Origin of the sequence: Agrobacterium sp. SUL3, assembly GCF_001263295.1 — a bacterium.
Lineage (GTDB): Bacteria > Pseudomonadota > Alphaproteobacteria > Rhizobiales > Rhizobiaceae > Agrobacterium > Agrobacterium tomkonis.
Genome location: NZ_KQ414506.1, coordinates 130005 through 144439, shown reverse-complemented (window position 1 = coordinate 144439; position 14435 = coordinate 130005). Strand labels below are relative to the sequence as shown.

At 58.4% G+C, this 14435-nt stretch carries 13 protein-coding genes and 1 tRNA gene; 5 read left to right on the top strand and 9 right to left on the bottom strand.

All coding sequences use genetic code 11. The features are described from left to right. Nucleotides 1-11 precede the first annotated feature (11 nt). From exoR to AKG12_RS29450, 8 genes are all read right to left on the bottom strand, one after another. Nucleotides 12-806, bottom strand: a complete 795-nt coding sequence (gene exoR / locus AKG12_RS17250) for an exopolysaccharide production regulator ExoR (RefSeq protein ID WP_046798325.1) — start codon at nt 804-806, stop codon at nt 12-14. Beyond that, nucleotides 800-1111, bottom strand: a complete 312-nt coding sequence (locus AKG12_RS29460; RefSeq protein WP_225245935.1) for a hypothetical protein — start codon at nt 1109-1111, stop codon at nt 800-802. The genes exoR and AKG12_RS29460 overlap by 7 nt, the downstream gene beginning before the upstream one ends. Before the next feature lie 259 nt (nt 1112-1370). Continuing rightward, the gene (locus AKG12_RS17245) at nt 1371-2660 is read right to left on the bottom strand and encodes an outer membrane protein transport protein (RefSeq protein ID WP_052819778.1); all 1290 of its coding nucleotides are present in this window, start codon (nt 2658-2660) and stop codon (nt 1371-1373) included. A 453-nt stretch (nt 2661-3113) separates the two neighbouring features. After that, nucleotides 3114-5957, bottom strand: a complete 2844-nt coding sequence (locus AKG12_RS17240; RefSeq protein ID WP_052819777.1) for a valine--tRNA ligase — start codon at nt 5955-5957, stop codon at nt 3114-3116. A 221-nt stretch (nt 5958-6178) separates the two neighbouring features. Further along, nucleotides 6179-7144 (bottom strand): cell division protein PopZ, encoded by a 966-nt coding sequence (gene popZ / locus AKG12_RS17235; protein WP_052819776.1) that lies wholly within the window; start codon nt 7142-7144, stop codon nt 6179-6181. 411 nt (nt 7145-7555) lie between these two features. Then, entirely contained in the window at nt 7556-8227 is a 672-nt protein-coding gene (locus AKG12_RS17230; RefSeq protein ID WP_052819775.1) for a protein-L-isoaspartate O-methyltransferase family protein, read from the bottom strand. Between the two features lie 244 nt (nt 8228-8471). Then, nucleotides 8472-8545, bottom strand: a tRNA-Cys gene (locus AKG12_RS17225). Between the two features lie 240 nt (nt 8546-8785). Continuing rightward, nucleotides 8786-8938, bottom strand: a complete 153-nt coding sequence (locus AKG12_RS29450; protein ID WP_003495626.1) for a DUF3309 family protein — start codon at nt 8936-8938, stop codon at nt 8786-8788. A 721-nt stretch (nt 8939-9659) separates the two neighbouring features. Here AKG12_RS29450 and AKG12_RS17220 point away from each other — a divergent pair. Both AKG12_RS17220 and AKG12_RS17215 read left to right on the top strand, forming a co-directional pair. Continuing rightward, nucleotides 9660-9965, top strand: a complete 306-nt coding sequence (locus tag AKG12_RS17220; RefSeq protein ID WP_046798320.1) for a membrane protein — start codon at nt 9660-9662, stop codon at nt 9963-9965. A gap of 83 nt (nt 9966-10048) precedes the next feature. Then, nucleotides 10049-10294, top strand: a complete 246-nt coding sequence (locus AKG12_RS17215) for a DUF982 domain-containing protein (RefSeq protein ID WP_052819774.1) — start codon at nt 10049-10051, stop codon at nt 10292-10294. Nucleotides 10295-10808: 514 nt separating this feature from the next. On the opposite strand, the gene wrbA is transcribed toward AKG12_RS17215, so the two are convergent. Next, nucleotides 10809-11408 (bottom strand): NAD(P)H:quinone oxidoreductase type IV, encoded by a 600-nt coding sequence (gene wrbA, locus AKG12_RS17205; RefSeq protein WP_052819865.1) that lies wholly within the window; start codon nt 11406-11408, stop codon nt 10809-10811. A gap of 276 nt (nt 11409-11684) precedes the next feature. On the opposite strand from wrbA, the gene AKG12_RS17200 reads away from it, so the two are divergent. The 3 genes from AKG12_RS17200 to gpt all read left to right on the top strand — a co-directional run bounded on the left by AKG12_RS17200 (nt 11685) and on the right by gpt (nt 14323). Beyond that, the gene (locus AKG12_RS17200) at nt 11685-12476 is read left to right on the top strand and encodes a competence/damage-inducible protein A (protein WP_052819772.1); all 792 of its coding nucleotides are present in this window, start codon (nt 11685-11687) and stop codon (nt 12474-12476) included. A 204-nt stretch (nt 12477-12680) separates the two neighbouring features. Further along, the gene (locus tag AKG12_RS17195; RefSeq protein WP_052819771.1) at nt 12681-13526 is read left to right on the top strand and encodes a universal stress protein; all 846 of its coding nucleotides are present in this window, start codon (nt 12681-12683) and stop codon (nt 13524-13526) included. Between the two features lie 299 nt (nt 13527-13825). Beyond that, on the top strand, nt 13826-14323 hold the full coding sequence (gene gpt / locus AKG12_RS17190) for a xanthine phosphoribosyltransferase (RefSeq protein ID WP_046798460.1): 498 nt from the start codon (nt 13826-13828) through the stop codon (nt 14321-14323). Nucleotides 14324-14435: the final 112 nt, after the last annotated feature.

Sequence of the window (14435 nt, the reverse complement as noted above, 5' to 3'; positions counted from 1 at the left end):
CCGGCATCATCTCAATTGGAATCGTCGATCTGCATGTTCTGCGCCATCGCGATGGCCGCGCGGCGATCATTTTCGCCCGCCAGTGAAAAAGCCTGCTCCTGCAGGTTCTGGATCCACGTACAGTCTATCGCCGTGCATTTGTCCAGCGCCGCCGTCATGAAAGCCAACCCCTGCGCCGTCTGGCCCTCCTGGAAGATCAGATTGCCGAAGATCGACATGGCGCCGGCATGGCCGTGCTTGCGCGCCTGATTGAGCCACTTCTTGGCCTGCTGCACATCCGCCCGGCCGCCCTCGCCGGCCAGGATCATCTCCGCCAGCCGGAACTGCGCTTCAGCCACGCCGAAGGTGGAAGCCACCTGGAAATAAAGCTGGCGGGCCTGCGAAAGGTCCATTTTCACCGGGCTGCCGGGAATGCCGTGCCGGTAATAATCGGCAAGAGACAGCAGCGCGTTGACGAAAAAGCCCGTATCCTCGGAACCCGGCTCGACGCCCTGGCTGGCGATTTCGCTGTAGATCTTGAAAGCTTCGAAGTCGTTCTTGGCGACGCCATCGCCGAAGGCATACATATTGGCAAGCGCCCAGCGCGAACCGGTATGGCCCTTTTCAGCCGCGTAGCGATAGGCCTCGACGGCTTCGCCCTTGTTGCCGTTCTTGTAGGCCTTGAAGCCGAACTTGAACAGGTCGAAGGGGCCGGATTCCTTGGTCACGCCCGCATTGATGTCAAAAGCCGCGGCAGGCATTGCGAGCGACGCAAGCAACATGCCCATAAGAAGCGGCTTTAAAACGTTGGCTTCACATTTCAGCATTTCGGCGAACTTCTCATAACTCTTCCCGGCATATAGCCAATACTTGCGGAATACTGCAAAGCTGAACCCCGCCGGGTCGCGATTTTTCGAACACACTGCGTCTTTCCGGCAGCACTTTCCAGCGCACCGCCGGTGGTCTCTTGCGGTAATTGCTCCAAATTTTCAGTGAAACAGATATAGGCATAATTTCCGGCAATATAACGGCGTTTCACCATCTGCCGGTCAGCGCCAAACAAGAAAGCCGGACCAAATTCCCGTATTACTTGCTTAAACCCTGAATCCAAACCCATTTTCACTTTCTGCAATTCCAGAGATCCACATCAAACGCCTGCATGTTCTTTCATTGCCGCGCCCATAAACATAAGCCAAGCACTCTGTTTGTGGCGGGAAATGGACAGATATGCTCACATTCCAACGCGGCTCCACGCTTGCAGAAAAGTGTTGCCAAATCGTCACAAAACTTTCGGCCTGGAAAATTTTATCGAGAAGGAATCACAGTCGGGCATGAAAAAAGGCCCGGTTGGTAAACCGGACCTTTATTTTAGCAACAGCAGAAGTATGGCGTCAGAACTTGACCTTCACACCTGTGGAGATGGCGGCCACGAGATCGTTGCCGAAGTCGTAGCCAGCCTCGTTGCCGCAGGTGAAGCCTGCACCGCAAGGTCCGCCGTTGATGGAAGAGCTACCGGAGGTCAGGAGGCCGAGAGCACCGGCAATCTTGAACTCGATGTTCTTGTTCGGCGAATAGACGACCTGCGTGCCAAGCGTCCAGGTGTCGGTCTGGGTGCCAATGACAGTCGATGTACCGCGATCCCAGGTCAGGCTCACAGCACCGCTCCACTGCTCATTGAACTTGTGACCAACGCCGCCGGAGATCGTCCAGCCGTCGCGATAGAACAGGTCAAGCGTGTTCAGCGTGTCTTGGCCGCTTGGAACGCAGGGAGACGTGCCGGCCGCGCAGAAAGGAATGACCTGAATCTGGCTCCAGTCAGTCCACTTCACCGAGCCGAAAGCAAGCCAGTCTGGCGCTATGCCGGATTGCACTTTGAGTTCGATACTGTCTGGCATGGAAACAGAGCCATAGATCGGCACGAGCTTGCCGCCGTATTTCGCGAGCGTCGGAGAGATGGACGCCGGCGTCTGCGGAACCCCTCTAACGTCGGCGAAACCGGTCAGGTCATGATCGACGGCGCTGTTATAAACGAGGCTCGCACGGAACGCGACCTCGGGGATTTCGTAGGCAACGCCGGCGCGCCAACCCCAACCGTCACCTTCCATCTCAAGTTTGCCGACGCCGCTGAAGCTGGACCAGGCAGGATTGAGGCCAAGAACGGCCGGTCCAAGAACCTGACGGTATTTATAACCGCTGATCTCCTGGTAGAAGCCGCCGCCGATAATCGAGAAGTCACCCTTGCCGAGATCGAACTTCACACGGCAGGTGGTTGCATAATTGTGCGACTTGACCTTGGTTTCGATATTGTAGCTCGACCCCTGCCAGATGCCGGGATTAAGATGCGCGCCCCACGGCTGCGAATAGTCGAACATGCAGTCGCCCAGATCGCCAACAGCAACCTTGGCGCCGATGCGGGTCGACCAGAAGTTTTCGGAATCGTCTGCCGTCCTAGACCAGGACGCAGGCAAAGGTCCGCTTTTGGCAGGATTGTCCCGTGCATTCTCGACCTTGCGCTGCGGAGCAACGAAGGTGGCCGAACCATCGAGAACATAATCGGACGGATCGAACAGCAGGTCGATATTGTAACCGCCGCGCTCAAGGCCACCGGCCAGTGACGGCGTGACCGCCGCGATGCTGGCTACGAAACATACCGCGCCGCGAAAAATTGCAGTTTTTGCCATCTCTCTCCCCAATCAAGGCAATGTGATCGAGGATAGAGTGAAACGCTAAAGGGCAAATGACAATCTGTCGCAGTTTTCGGCTGTCGCATAAATGCGGCGATTTTTTTACGTAAGAATTTTATGTCTACCCGCTTATATAATCATTTTAGGCTATTTTTCTAATCCGTTCGTTGAAATTGACACAAAACGAAACAAATTGCCAAATCCGACAAGAAATGTCGCCAAATAACCACAGTCGCATTTTCCCGAAGAAACCTGCTTATCAGGCCGTTTTTATTGGTTTTTTTCCGCTTTTCCGGATCGTCCGGACAAAAATCGCGATGAAATAATCGCACTGTTTCCCGGAAATGATTCGCCGCTGCAACGCAGCAATGAAAAGAAATGAAACATGACAAAAGGCAAAAAAACGCCCCGCATTGACGGGGCGTTTTGCTGTTGGAAAGGCAGGGCGGGTTATCCCGCCTCGTTGACCCGCTGCATGGCCGTCTTCAGGCCTGTCAGTTGCACCTCGAGTTCCGCCTTGCGCTCGCGCTCAGTGGCCACAACCTCCGGATCGGCATTGGCGACGAATTTTTCGTTCGAGAGCTTCTTGTCGATACGTTCCATTTCCGCATCCACCTTGCCGATCGCCTTTTCAAGACGGGCCTTCTCAGCCGCGAGATCGACAAGGTTGCCGAGCGGCAGGCAGACCGTGGCTTCACCGATGATGATCTGGGCCGAACCCTTCGGCGCGACATCGCCGGCACGGATTTCATCGGCCCGCGCTAAGCGCCGGATAGCGGCGGCGTGGCGGTCGAGCCGCGCTTCGGTGGAGGTGTTGGCGCCGACAACCACCAGCGAGGCAGTCGCACCCGGTGGCACGTTCATTTCGGCGCGCGTCGAGCGGATGCCGGAAACGAGATCGATCAGCCAGTTGATTTCCGCAGCCGAAGCGTCGTCGCGGAATTCCGGCACCGGCCAGTCTGTGAGGCAGAGCAGATCGTTGCGCTCCTCCCCTTCACCGGCCGTATGCGCCCACAACTCTTCCGTCATGAACGGCATGAAGGGATGCAGCAGCTTGTAGATCTCATCCAGAACATAGGCCGCGCAGGCCTGCGATTCCGTCTTCGCCTTTTCATCCTCGCCACTGAAGACGGGCTTCAGCAGTTCCAGATACCAGTCGCAGAACTGGTTCCAGACGAAACGGTAGAGAATGCCGGAAGCATCGTTGAAACGGAAGTTCTCAAGCGAGGCCGTCACATCGCGCGCCGTATTGGCAAGCTCGGTCAGGATCCAGCGGTTGATCGTCAGCGAGGCGGTTTCGGGCAGGAAGTGCGGATCGCGCTTCACGCCGTTCATCTCGGCAAAGCGTGTGGCGTTCCACAGCTTGGTGCCGAAGTTGCGATACCCGGCGATGCGCGCGGGATCGAGCTTCACGTCGCGGCCCTGCGCCGCCATGATGGCAAGCGTGAAGCGCAGCGCATCCGCACCATATTCGTCGATCAGCTCCAGGGGATCGATGACGTTGCCCTTGGACTTCGACATCTTCTGGCCGTTCTTGTCGCGAACCAGCGCGTGAATATAGACCGTGCTGAACGGCTCAACCGGGTTGCCGGCATCGTCCTTCATGAAATGCAGGCCCATCTGCATCATGCGCACCACCCAGAACGGGATGATGTCGAAGCCGGTGACCAGCACGTTGGTCGGATAATAACGCGCCAGTTCCGGCGTCTCTTCCGGCCAGCCCAGCGTCGAAAACGGCCAGAGCGCCGACGAAAACCAGGTGTCGAGCACATCTTCGTCGCGGGTCAGGATTTCGCCCGGCTTGAAGTTCTCAAGCTTCTCCTCAACCCAGGCCTTCCACGGACCTTCATGGGCGATGTAATGCTGGATGGCCGCCTGCAGCGCCTCTTCCTCGGTCTTTTCAACGAAGACCTGCCCATCCGGGCCGTACCATGCGGGAATCTGGTGACCCCACCACAATTGCCGCGAGATACACCAGGGCTGGATGTTCTCCATCCACTGGAAGTAGGTGTTTTCCCAGTTCTTCGGCACGAAATTGGTGCGGCCTTCTCGAACCGAGGCAATCGCCGGCTGCGCCAGCGTCTTGTTATCCACCCACCATTGATCGGTCAGGCGCGGCTCGATCGGCACGCCGCCACGGTCGCCATGCGGCACGACGTGCTTGTGCGGCTCGATCTTGTCGAGCAGGCCGGCTTCCTCGAAGATTTCGACGATGACCTTGCGCGCAAAGAAGCGGTCCTGTCCTTCCAGACGATCCCATGCGCCATGCAGGGCGGCCGGATGGCTAAGGCCCTCGAGGAAATCCTCATTGTCCTTGATGGAGATGGTGCCATCGATATTCATGACGTTGATGGCGCGAAGGCCGCAGCGCTTGCCGACTTCGAAATCGTTGAAATCATGCGCAGGTGTGATCTTGACCGCACCGGTGCCAGCCATCGGATCGGCATAGTCATCGGCAACGATCGGGATCTTGCGGCCAACGATCGGCAGGATGACATGCTTGCCGACAATGCCCTTGTAACGCTCGTCCTCCGGGTTAACCGCAACACCGGTATCGCCGAGCATCGTTTCCGGACGTGTCGTGGCGACGACAATGTAGTCGCGCGTTTCGAACTCGGTGGGCGTTCCGTCGGCATCGAAAGCGACGGGGTACTCATAGGTCACACCCTTTTCCAGCGGATAGCGGAAATGCCAGAGATTGCCCTTCATCTCGATCTGTTCGACTTCCATGTCGGAAATCGCAGTCTGCAGCTTGGGGTCCCAGTTGACGAGACGCTTGTCCTTGTAGATCAGGTTCTGCTTGTAGAGCGTGACGAAGACTTCGAGAACAGCCTCGGAGAGACCCTCATCCATGGTGAAGCGCTCACGCGACCAGTCGCAGGAAGCGCCGAGGCGCTTCAGCTGGTTGAAGATCAAACCACCGGACTCAGCTTTCCATTCCCAGACCTTTTCCACGAAGGCTTCACGGCCCATCTCGCGGCGGCCCGGAAGCTGCTGTTCCATCAGCTTGCGCTCGACAACCATCTGGGTGGCGATGCCGGCATGGTCCATGCCCGGCTGCCACAGCACATCCTTGCCGCGCATACGCTCGAAGCGAACCAATATGTCCTGCAGCGTATTGTTGAGCGCATGGCCCATATGCAGGGAGCCCGTCACATTCGGCGGCGGGATGACGATGGTGAAGGTTTCCGCGCCCGGCTTGGCGTTGGCGCCGGCACGGAAAGCATTCGCCTCGTCCCATGCTTTGGCGATCTTTGGTTCGACGGCTGCGGAATCGTAGGTCTTCTCGAGCATTTCCTGACCTGAATTTTAGAGTTCTTGTGTGGATTTTTTAAATAAGGATGGATGGTCGAGAGTCAACAGAAACCGACCCGCTTAAGCCGCCGATTGAGCGACCCTGCAAACGACTATGCCCCGATAACGCCTTCATCTTCAACAAAAAAGCCGCCCCGATGCCGGAGCGGCCCCTGTTTCGTCATGGCCCGACGCATTTGCGACAGGCGGCTTGAGAGAACTTAACGGCGCGAACCGCGCGCGACGCGCTCGATTTCCTCGCGCACGAGACGCTCCACCAAAGTCGGCAGATTGTCTTCCAGCCAGTCCTGCAACATCGGCCGCAGCATCTCGGCAGCCAGATCCTCGATCGAGCGCCGCTCGACGCCATCGAACACATCGGCAAGTTCGCTGAAGGAACGGGCGATCTGCGCGCCGGCGGCAGCGGAAATAAGATTGAGCGACAAAGCGCTCTCGGGTTCCGCCTTCGGCTCGGCCAGATCGAATTTCGGCATCTCGACGGCAGGCTGGTGCACTTCGATTTCGAAATGCTCCTTGGGGAGCGGCGTTTCGATCGCGCCACGCAAGGCAAGCTGATCAAAAGCGCTCTCGGCAAAAGGCGCATTTTCGATGGCGGCGGCGGCGGCGCGATCCTCGGCAGCGAAAGGCACCGGCTGTTCGCCGGCAGCGGCAGCGGCAACGGTTGCCGCCATCAGCGGCCGCACATCCGTCGGACGCTGCGGCGCCGGACGTTCAGCCGGTGTTACGCTTGAGAAAGATGCGGCGGGCGCAGCCGGTGCGGGCTCTGTTGCGCCACGCTGCGCCTGCGCTGCAAATGCCTGTGGCCCCATCGCGGCGTTGCGGTCGGCGGCGGCGCGAACACGGGCTGCAACGTCGGCCAGCGACATGGTCTTCTCGGCGGAGATTTCCGGCTGTTCCGACATCGGTGTTTCGGAAGCCGGCGAATAATCCTGCGCGGGCCGAGCGCCATAGGCCTGGTTTGCGGCGGGGGGAACGCGGGCCGGCGGGCTGACAGGCTCCGTCACGAAGGCCGCTTCACCGGCGGCATCGTCTTCATCGTCATAAACCGGCGGCAACTGTCCGGAAAACGCACCGGCAGGTCCCGGCTCGTTGCTCTCGATGATCCGGCGTATCGACGCCAGAATCTCTTCCATGGACGGTTCACGCGCTACGCTTGGCTGAGCCATATCAATCCCCGGTTTCCACTCTTGAGCGCTCAGGCCGTATCGCTCTGGATACCGGACATGGCGCTTCGCACCTGTTCAATTCTTACATCGCGTCCGTGACAGCCGAAGCCGGCTGTCGTGCCGATGCTCTGAAACATGTTCGGACAAAACCGCCGGGCGTTTTTGCCATCCGTGTTGCAGGATCATGCGGGGCAGAAATACGCACACCCCGAATCACCCTTAGTCTAGGGCAGCATAGTCAGGAACTAAATCACTGATTCGACAAGTTTCACCGTGATGCACAGCTTTGTGAGAACAGGCTGTCAAGCCGTCACCGCTGGGCAAGCGGGGCGCAGCACGCGGGCCCCGCAAAAAACAAACGCCGGGGCGGAAGGTCCACCCCGGCGTAAACAGCGATAATATGTCTATGGATCAGAAAACGAATTCTGCCGCCTTGGCAAAACCGGGCAGAGGCTTGATGGAGGCGTTGAAAGAGCTTGCAGCCGACGTGCTGTTACCATCACGGCGATAGACGGTGGCCTTTGCGGCGTTGCCATATCCGACAACAACGACCAGACGTCCTCCGTCGCGCAGCTGATCGGTCAGCGCCGACGGCACTTCCTCGACCGAACCGTTGACGAAAACCAGATCATAGGGCGCTTCGCCCGCATAACCCTTTTCGAGATCGCCGGTCACGACGGCGACATTGTCATATCCGAGCGAAGCCAGCGTCTCGGTTGCCTGCGCCGCCAGCGCTTCGTCACATTCGAGCGAAACCACCGAACCGGCCAGCTGCGAAAGGATGGCGGCCGCGTAACCGGAACCACCGCCGACTTCAAGCACCACATCTTCCTTGGATACGGCGGCAAGCTGCAGCAGTTTCGCCAGCGGCGACGCTTTCATGACATAGCGCGCCGGGCGGCCGTCGCGAGCCGGACAGATCTGCATATCCTCATCCGCATAGGCAATCTGCCGCACGCCCGCCGGCACGAAGGCCTCGCGCGGCACGCTCAAAAACGCCTTCAGCACCGAATGCGAAGTCACGTCAGTCGTGCGCAGCTGGCTGTCGACCATATTGGCGCGCGCGGTTTCGAAATCCATCATGTCCTTATCGCCTCAATTTCACGGATGCCGGTCGGGAAGCCTCGGCTCCAAAAGCTCAAAACGGCGCGGGTTTCCCCTCACCTTTGGATAATCTCATAATTGCCAAGGCGCGCGCTTTCAAGCGCGGTGAGTGGGATGTGCGGGAAAAAGCGAAATGACAGGGATTTTTTAAAACAGCAAAGACGGTCAATCACCGCAAAGCGGGAGATATTTTCAAGACGGCATCTGCTGTTTGTGGAAATTTTGGAGGCCTCGCCCGGAATTGAACCGGGGTACAAGGATTTGCAGTCCTCTGCGTCACCACTCCGCCACGAGGCCTCACGCGCTCTTCATTCGAGCGATGGCGGGCATTTAGAACGAATCCATTTTGGGCGCAAGAGGGTTCGTTCCGAATGTGGTGTTTTTTCAGGCCGGATGGGCGCAACTCGTCAGCCCACCGTCTAAGCGCTTAAGATTCCGTGTTTTTTTGTATCTTCCTCTTATTTCAAAGGAAAAAACGCCCGCATCCGGCGCATTTGCGGCAGTGCGGGCGATTGTTGTCAGGCCGATTGCGAGCGATCAGATGCGCCCAAGCAGAACCAGGATCAGGACGATGACCAGAACCAGTCCGAGGCCGCCCGACGGGCCATAACCGTAATTATGATAACCCCAGCTTGGCAGCGCGCCGATCAGGAACAGAATAAGCAGGATGACGAGGATGGTACCGAGCATGTTTAACCCTCCGCTATTGGCATGTGTCTGCCTGTTTCAATGACGGAGCACGAAAAAGGTTCCCCCGCAGTTCCTCCACCCTGCAGCCAGCCCCCCTGGAAGCACAGCAGCCGTTTCAAAGGGTTAAAGCGCTGTCTGCGGTGAGGACCCGCCTCCGCCCCGTGAGGCAAAATAATTTGCCGGATAACGGCTTCGGCGACATGCATTGAAACGGGGCGGGTCTCGAGGTCAAATATTTTTGAGCGACTATGACCGGCAATGGTAGCGATTTATTCGTGGTAATTTCTCGGTCTATGTCCATTGGCGGTTGTTCGTTACTCTATAACAAGTCCCCCGTACCCTGAAACTGGCGGGAGACAGAGAGATCTGGCATCACTGGCAGTGCGCCAGATCTCTCCCGCCCTCCCCGGCAAGCCACAAATCTCCCCTTAAGGCACACGGATATTTGACTGACGGTGATATGCGCTTCTCTTGCCTTGCCGGTTTCACTCCGGCTAGACCCCTGACCGGGAGGGAGAAACGAGAATCATATGTCCGGTTTTGCGAACCTCATCCCGCTTTTCATCTTTGGCCTCCTCGTCTACGCTTTCTTCCGCTGGGTCGCGCGCGACATTCAGAATCCGAAAAGCAAATAGACGGGACGAATAATCCTTCATCTTCTTGCCTGACGGGAACCGCTGCGCCTCCATATCGTTTTCGCAGACGCACTTCGGAGGACAGGATGAAAACGCTCCTATCATCGGCCACTATCGCGCTCACACTGGCGCTGGCGGGATGCACCACAGTCGGACCGCCCCCCTATACTGGACCGGCGCCCTATGTCGCACCGATCCCCGGCAGCATTACCTACAGAGGCCAGCCGCGCACCAAGCTGACGAAATCGCCTATCGGCAGCACCTTCAGCCACGAATTCCGTATCGATGGCAGCACAAGGGCGGTGGAAACCTACCGGATCGCGCCTGACCGCTCGCTGGAGCTTATCGACCGGCGCATCATTCGCGACTGGCTGTTCGGACGCGACGACTGACCGCACCGCACCGGGACCGAAACGGATTGCGCATTCAGGCCGCTTCGGTTAGAGCCGGGCACGACAAACAATACGGATAGGCGATGAACACGCGCTGGCAAAAACCCGTCCTGATCGCGTTTGAAACGCCGGGCGAATACACGAGCATCGAAACCACGCAGGCAGCTTCCTGGGCGCTGATCGAAGATTGGCCGATCGAAGATGGCGATGCGCTGGACAAGGCCCTGCTCATCTGCGCCGCCGTCGATGCTGGCCGGAAAAAGCCGGAAGATGCGCGCAAGGCTTTCCTCGCCGCCGCCATCGAAGCAGGCCTTGATTTCAAGGGTTGACGGCAACTGGCTCGCCTGCCGCAGGACGATAGGACGTGCCCTGCGGCGCTGAAATTTCAAGACAACAGGTTCGATGGATAAAAACCGATGGAAGCTTCCGGAAACATGAAAAAAGCCCTGTTCATCTTTCTTCTCTCCTGCCTCGCAATCGGCCTCATCGGCCACCTTGTCGTCGCCTTCGTCGTCACGGGCTGAAGCGCCCAAGGCACCTTCGCCACACGCGGAATGGCAAGGCATTAAAAATCTCTAAATTTCATTCTTCTGTTATGGAACCGCAATAGGCTCTGTCCGTTCTCTTTTCGCCCGACACAAGGAGGATTGAAATGCGTGACGGATTGAACGGTTTTCTAGAAATCTCGATGCTCGGCTTCGTGGTCGCAAGCTGCCTTTTCATGGTCAACCTGCCGATCTGACCCGCCTTAAAATCCTTTCCCGACAGCACCGGTGACGTAATGATGCCGGGATTAAGAAAAATGCGGCCTTTCGGCCGCATTTCTTTTCAACAAACTTGGTTTCAGGCCGAGAGCTTGGCGGCGATTTTTGCCACATGCGCGCCCTGGAAACGCGCGCCTTCCAGTTCGATTTCAGAAGGCTGGCGCGATCCGTCACCATCGGTGATGGTGGAAGCGCCGTAGGGCGAACCGCCTTTGATTTCATCGACACCCATCTGGCCCTGGAAGGCATAGGGAAGGCCGACAACGGCCATGCCGTGATGCAGAAAGGTGGGAATGAAGCCGAGAACGGTCGATTCCTGGCCGCCATGCTGGGTAGCGGAAGAGGTGAAGGCCGAGCCGACCTTGCCAACCAGCTTGCCGTTGAACCACAGCCCGCCGGTCTGATCCCAGAAATTGCGCATCTGCGAGGCGACCGTGCCGAAGCGCGTGCCGGCGCCGACGATGATGGCGTCGTATTCAGCGAGTTCGTCCACGGTTGCAATCGGCGCTGCCTGATCCAGCTTGAAGTGGGAGGCCTTGGCGACCTCTTCCGGAACCAGTTCGGGAACGCGTTTGACCACGGCTTCCGCGCCGGTGGATTTGACGCCTTCGGCGACGGCATAGGCCATTGTCTCGATATGACCGTAAGCAGAGTAATAAAGTACCAGAACCTTCGTCATTCTCTTTGTTTCCTTTGCTGGAACTGTTTCCGGCGTGCCGGCCAGAAGCTTTTTCAAAAACTCGATGATCATCGGCGTTGACCCGTCAAATGTGTGTGACGAAAACCTAGCCCACGGCCCCTCATCCCGCCAGCCGGGGATTGGCATACGCACTGTTCACCATGAGTGAACGGAAAACCGAAATGTCAACTATTTACAAAAGGACATTTTTTCAAAACCGCTTTGCATTCAGCAGGAGCAGGGCTAACGTCGGGGAAACAGATGACGAGTGCAACCATGTCCAATCCCTCCTCCACCTCCTCCGTTGTCACCGCCGCCATGCTCGCCATTGGCGACGAATTGCTGTCGGGCCGCACCAAGGACAAGAATATCGGGCATCTCGCAGATGTCCTCACCATGTCCGGGATTGACCTCAAGGAAGTGCGCATCGTCGCCGACGAGGAGGAGCAGATCGTCGAGGCGCTGAACGCGCTGCGCGGTCGCTATGATTATGTCTTTACGTCAGGCGGCATCGGCCCGACCCATGACGACATCACCGCGGATGCGGTGTCAGCGGCGTTCGGCCTGCCCTGCGAACACGATGCCGAGGCGCTGCGCCTGCTGGGCGACATGTACCGGGTGCGCGAGATGGAATTCACCGAAGCGCGCAAACGCATGGCGCGCATGCCGCGAGGGGCTGCGCACATCGCCAATCCGGTTTCCGTCGCCCCCGGCTTCGTCATCGGCAATGTTTATGTCATGGCCGGCGTGCCGCAGGTATTTCAGGCTATGCTCGACAATGTCATGCCGACCTTGCGCACCGGCGCGAAGGTCATGTCGCAGGCGGTGCGCTCACCCTATGGCGAAGGCGATATCGGCACGCCGCTGACGGCCATCCAGAAGGCCCATCCCGAAACGAGCATCGGCTCCTATCCGAAATATGACGGGCAGCGTTTTTCGACGGAGATCGTCGTACGCGCCCGCGACGCCGGCGTGTTGAAGGCGGCAACCGAGGCGGTTGCCGCCATGATCGAAACCATCGGCCAGGAGAAGCAACTGGCCGCCAGCAAGGGCGATGCAACCGCCTGAGACGGAGAAGGCCTGAAACGAAAAGGTTTGACCAAAATCAAGGTGGCGGTCTGTAAAGGCGGCCACTCTCCCCCTGAGCATTTCCAGGAAAAGCGGAACAGCTTTTCCGTCCGGACAATGCGTAAAACAGAGACTTAGATCGCTCTGGCGATTCGAAGAAAAGCCAGAGCGATCTGAAAACGACATGTCACCGAGGAGAGAAGAATGGGTTACAAAACGATACTGACAGTGGTCGACAATGTTTCGAACACGCAGAAGCTCGGCGAATTCGTGGTAAGCCTTGCCGACCAGTTTTCCTCGCATGTGATCGGCCTGCACATGGAAACGCTGGCCGCCGTTCCGCTCGTCGCACCGATGGAAATTCCCGATCCCGCCACCGTGCAGGCTCTGCAGGACGTGGCGCACAAGGAAACCACCGACGTCGGAACCCTTTTCGAACGCACGCTGTCCGCCAACGGCATCTCGCATGAATGGCGCAGCTTCGTCACATCGGTCGGTTACGCCTCCGCATCCGCCATCGATAGCGCCCGTTGCGCCGATTTGATCGTCGCCCGCCAGAGCAGCTCCTCGGCACTGTCAGACAGCCGCTCGGATATTGACGGTTTCCTGTATGAAAGTGGCCGCCCCGTTCTCCTCGTGCCGCACGTGCTAACCGTCGCCAAACCGATCAAGCGCGTCCTCATCGCCTGGAACGGCTCCCGTGAGGCGACCCGCGCCACCTTCGACGCCCTGCCCTTCCTGATCGCGGCCGAAAGCGTCGAGATTTTCTCCGTCGACCAGGCAGAGAGTGAAACACAGTCCGCGGGTCTCGCCGGCACGGAACTGGCCGCAACGCTTGCCCGCCACGGCGTCAACGTCACGGTCACCTCGCAGGAAAAGATCGCCGGCGTCTCGCCGCAGGCGGCCATAGAAAACCGTCTGTCGGATAACAGCATCGACCTTCTGGTCATGGGCGCCTATGGCCATTCCCGCTGGTGGGAACTGCTGTTCGGCGGCGTGACGCGCACCCTGCTCGATTCCATGACGGCGATGACGCTGCTTTCGCGCTAAATATGGATGCGGCGCAAACAGTGCCGCAAGTCCTCCATATCTCGCATTATACGGGCGAGCGCCGCAAGTTTCTTCTCCCCGCCGGGGAGAAGTCCGCGGCAGCGGGATGAGGGGGCGACGGTCGAGATATTCAGGGAGCGGAGCCCCTCATCCGACCCTTCGGTCCACCTTCTCCCCGGCGGGGAGAAGAAACAGGCGGCAATCTCCCAAGCTGTCCTTTAAGCGGAAAGCTTGCCTTTTTGCCGGTCTTGCGGCTATTAGCCAAAGCCATCGACAATTTTGACCAGATGGTAGACGACATGTCCCTTCCCGATAAAGCCTTTCCCGTATCCTGGGACCAGTTCCACCGCGATGCCCGCGCGCTTGCCTGGCGTCTTGCCGGCCTCGATAAAGAGTTCCGGGCAATCGTCTGTATCACCCGTGGCGGCCTTGTGCCGGCGGCAATCATTTCCCGCGAGCTGAACATCCGCCTGATCGACACGGTCTGCATCGCCACCCGTCATGACTACGTCAATCAGGGCGACACGGTTCTCCTGAAGGGCGTGGACCCGAAACTGGCGGCCGATGGCGGCGAAGGCGTGCTCGTGCTTGATGATCTGACCGATACCGGCAAGACGGCGCTGGAAGTGCGCGAGATGCTGCCGAGAGCCCATTTTGCCTGCGTTTACGCCAAGCCGAAGGGCGTGCCGACCATTGACACTTTTGTCACTGAAGTCAGCCAGGACACCTGGATCTATTTTCCCTGGGACATGGGCTTCACCTATCAGGAGCCGATCGCCAAGGGATCACGCGGCTGATTGCCAGCCGCCGCTCAGGGCACCCCTGAAAAGCCGTCCCGCCGGGGCGGCTTTTTTGTGTGAAACTGCCTTTTTGACGACAGCGGAAAAACACGGAAAAACCGCAGTGTCG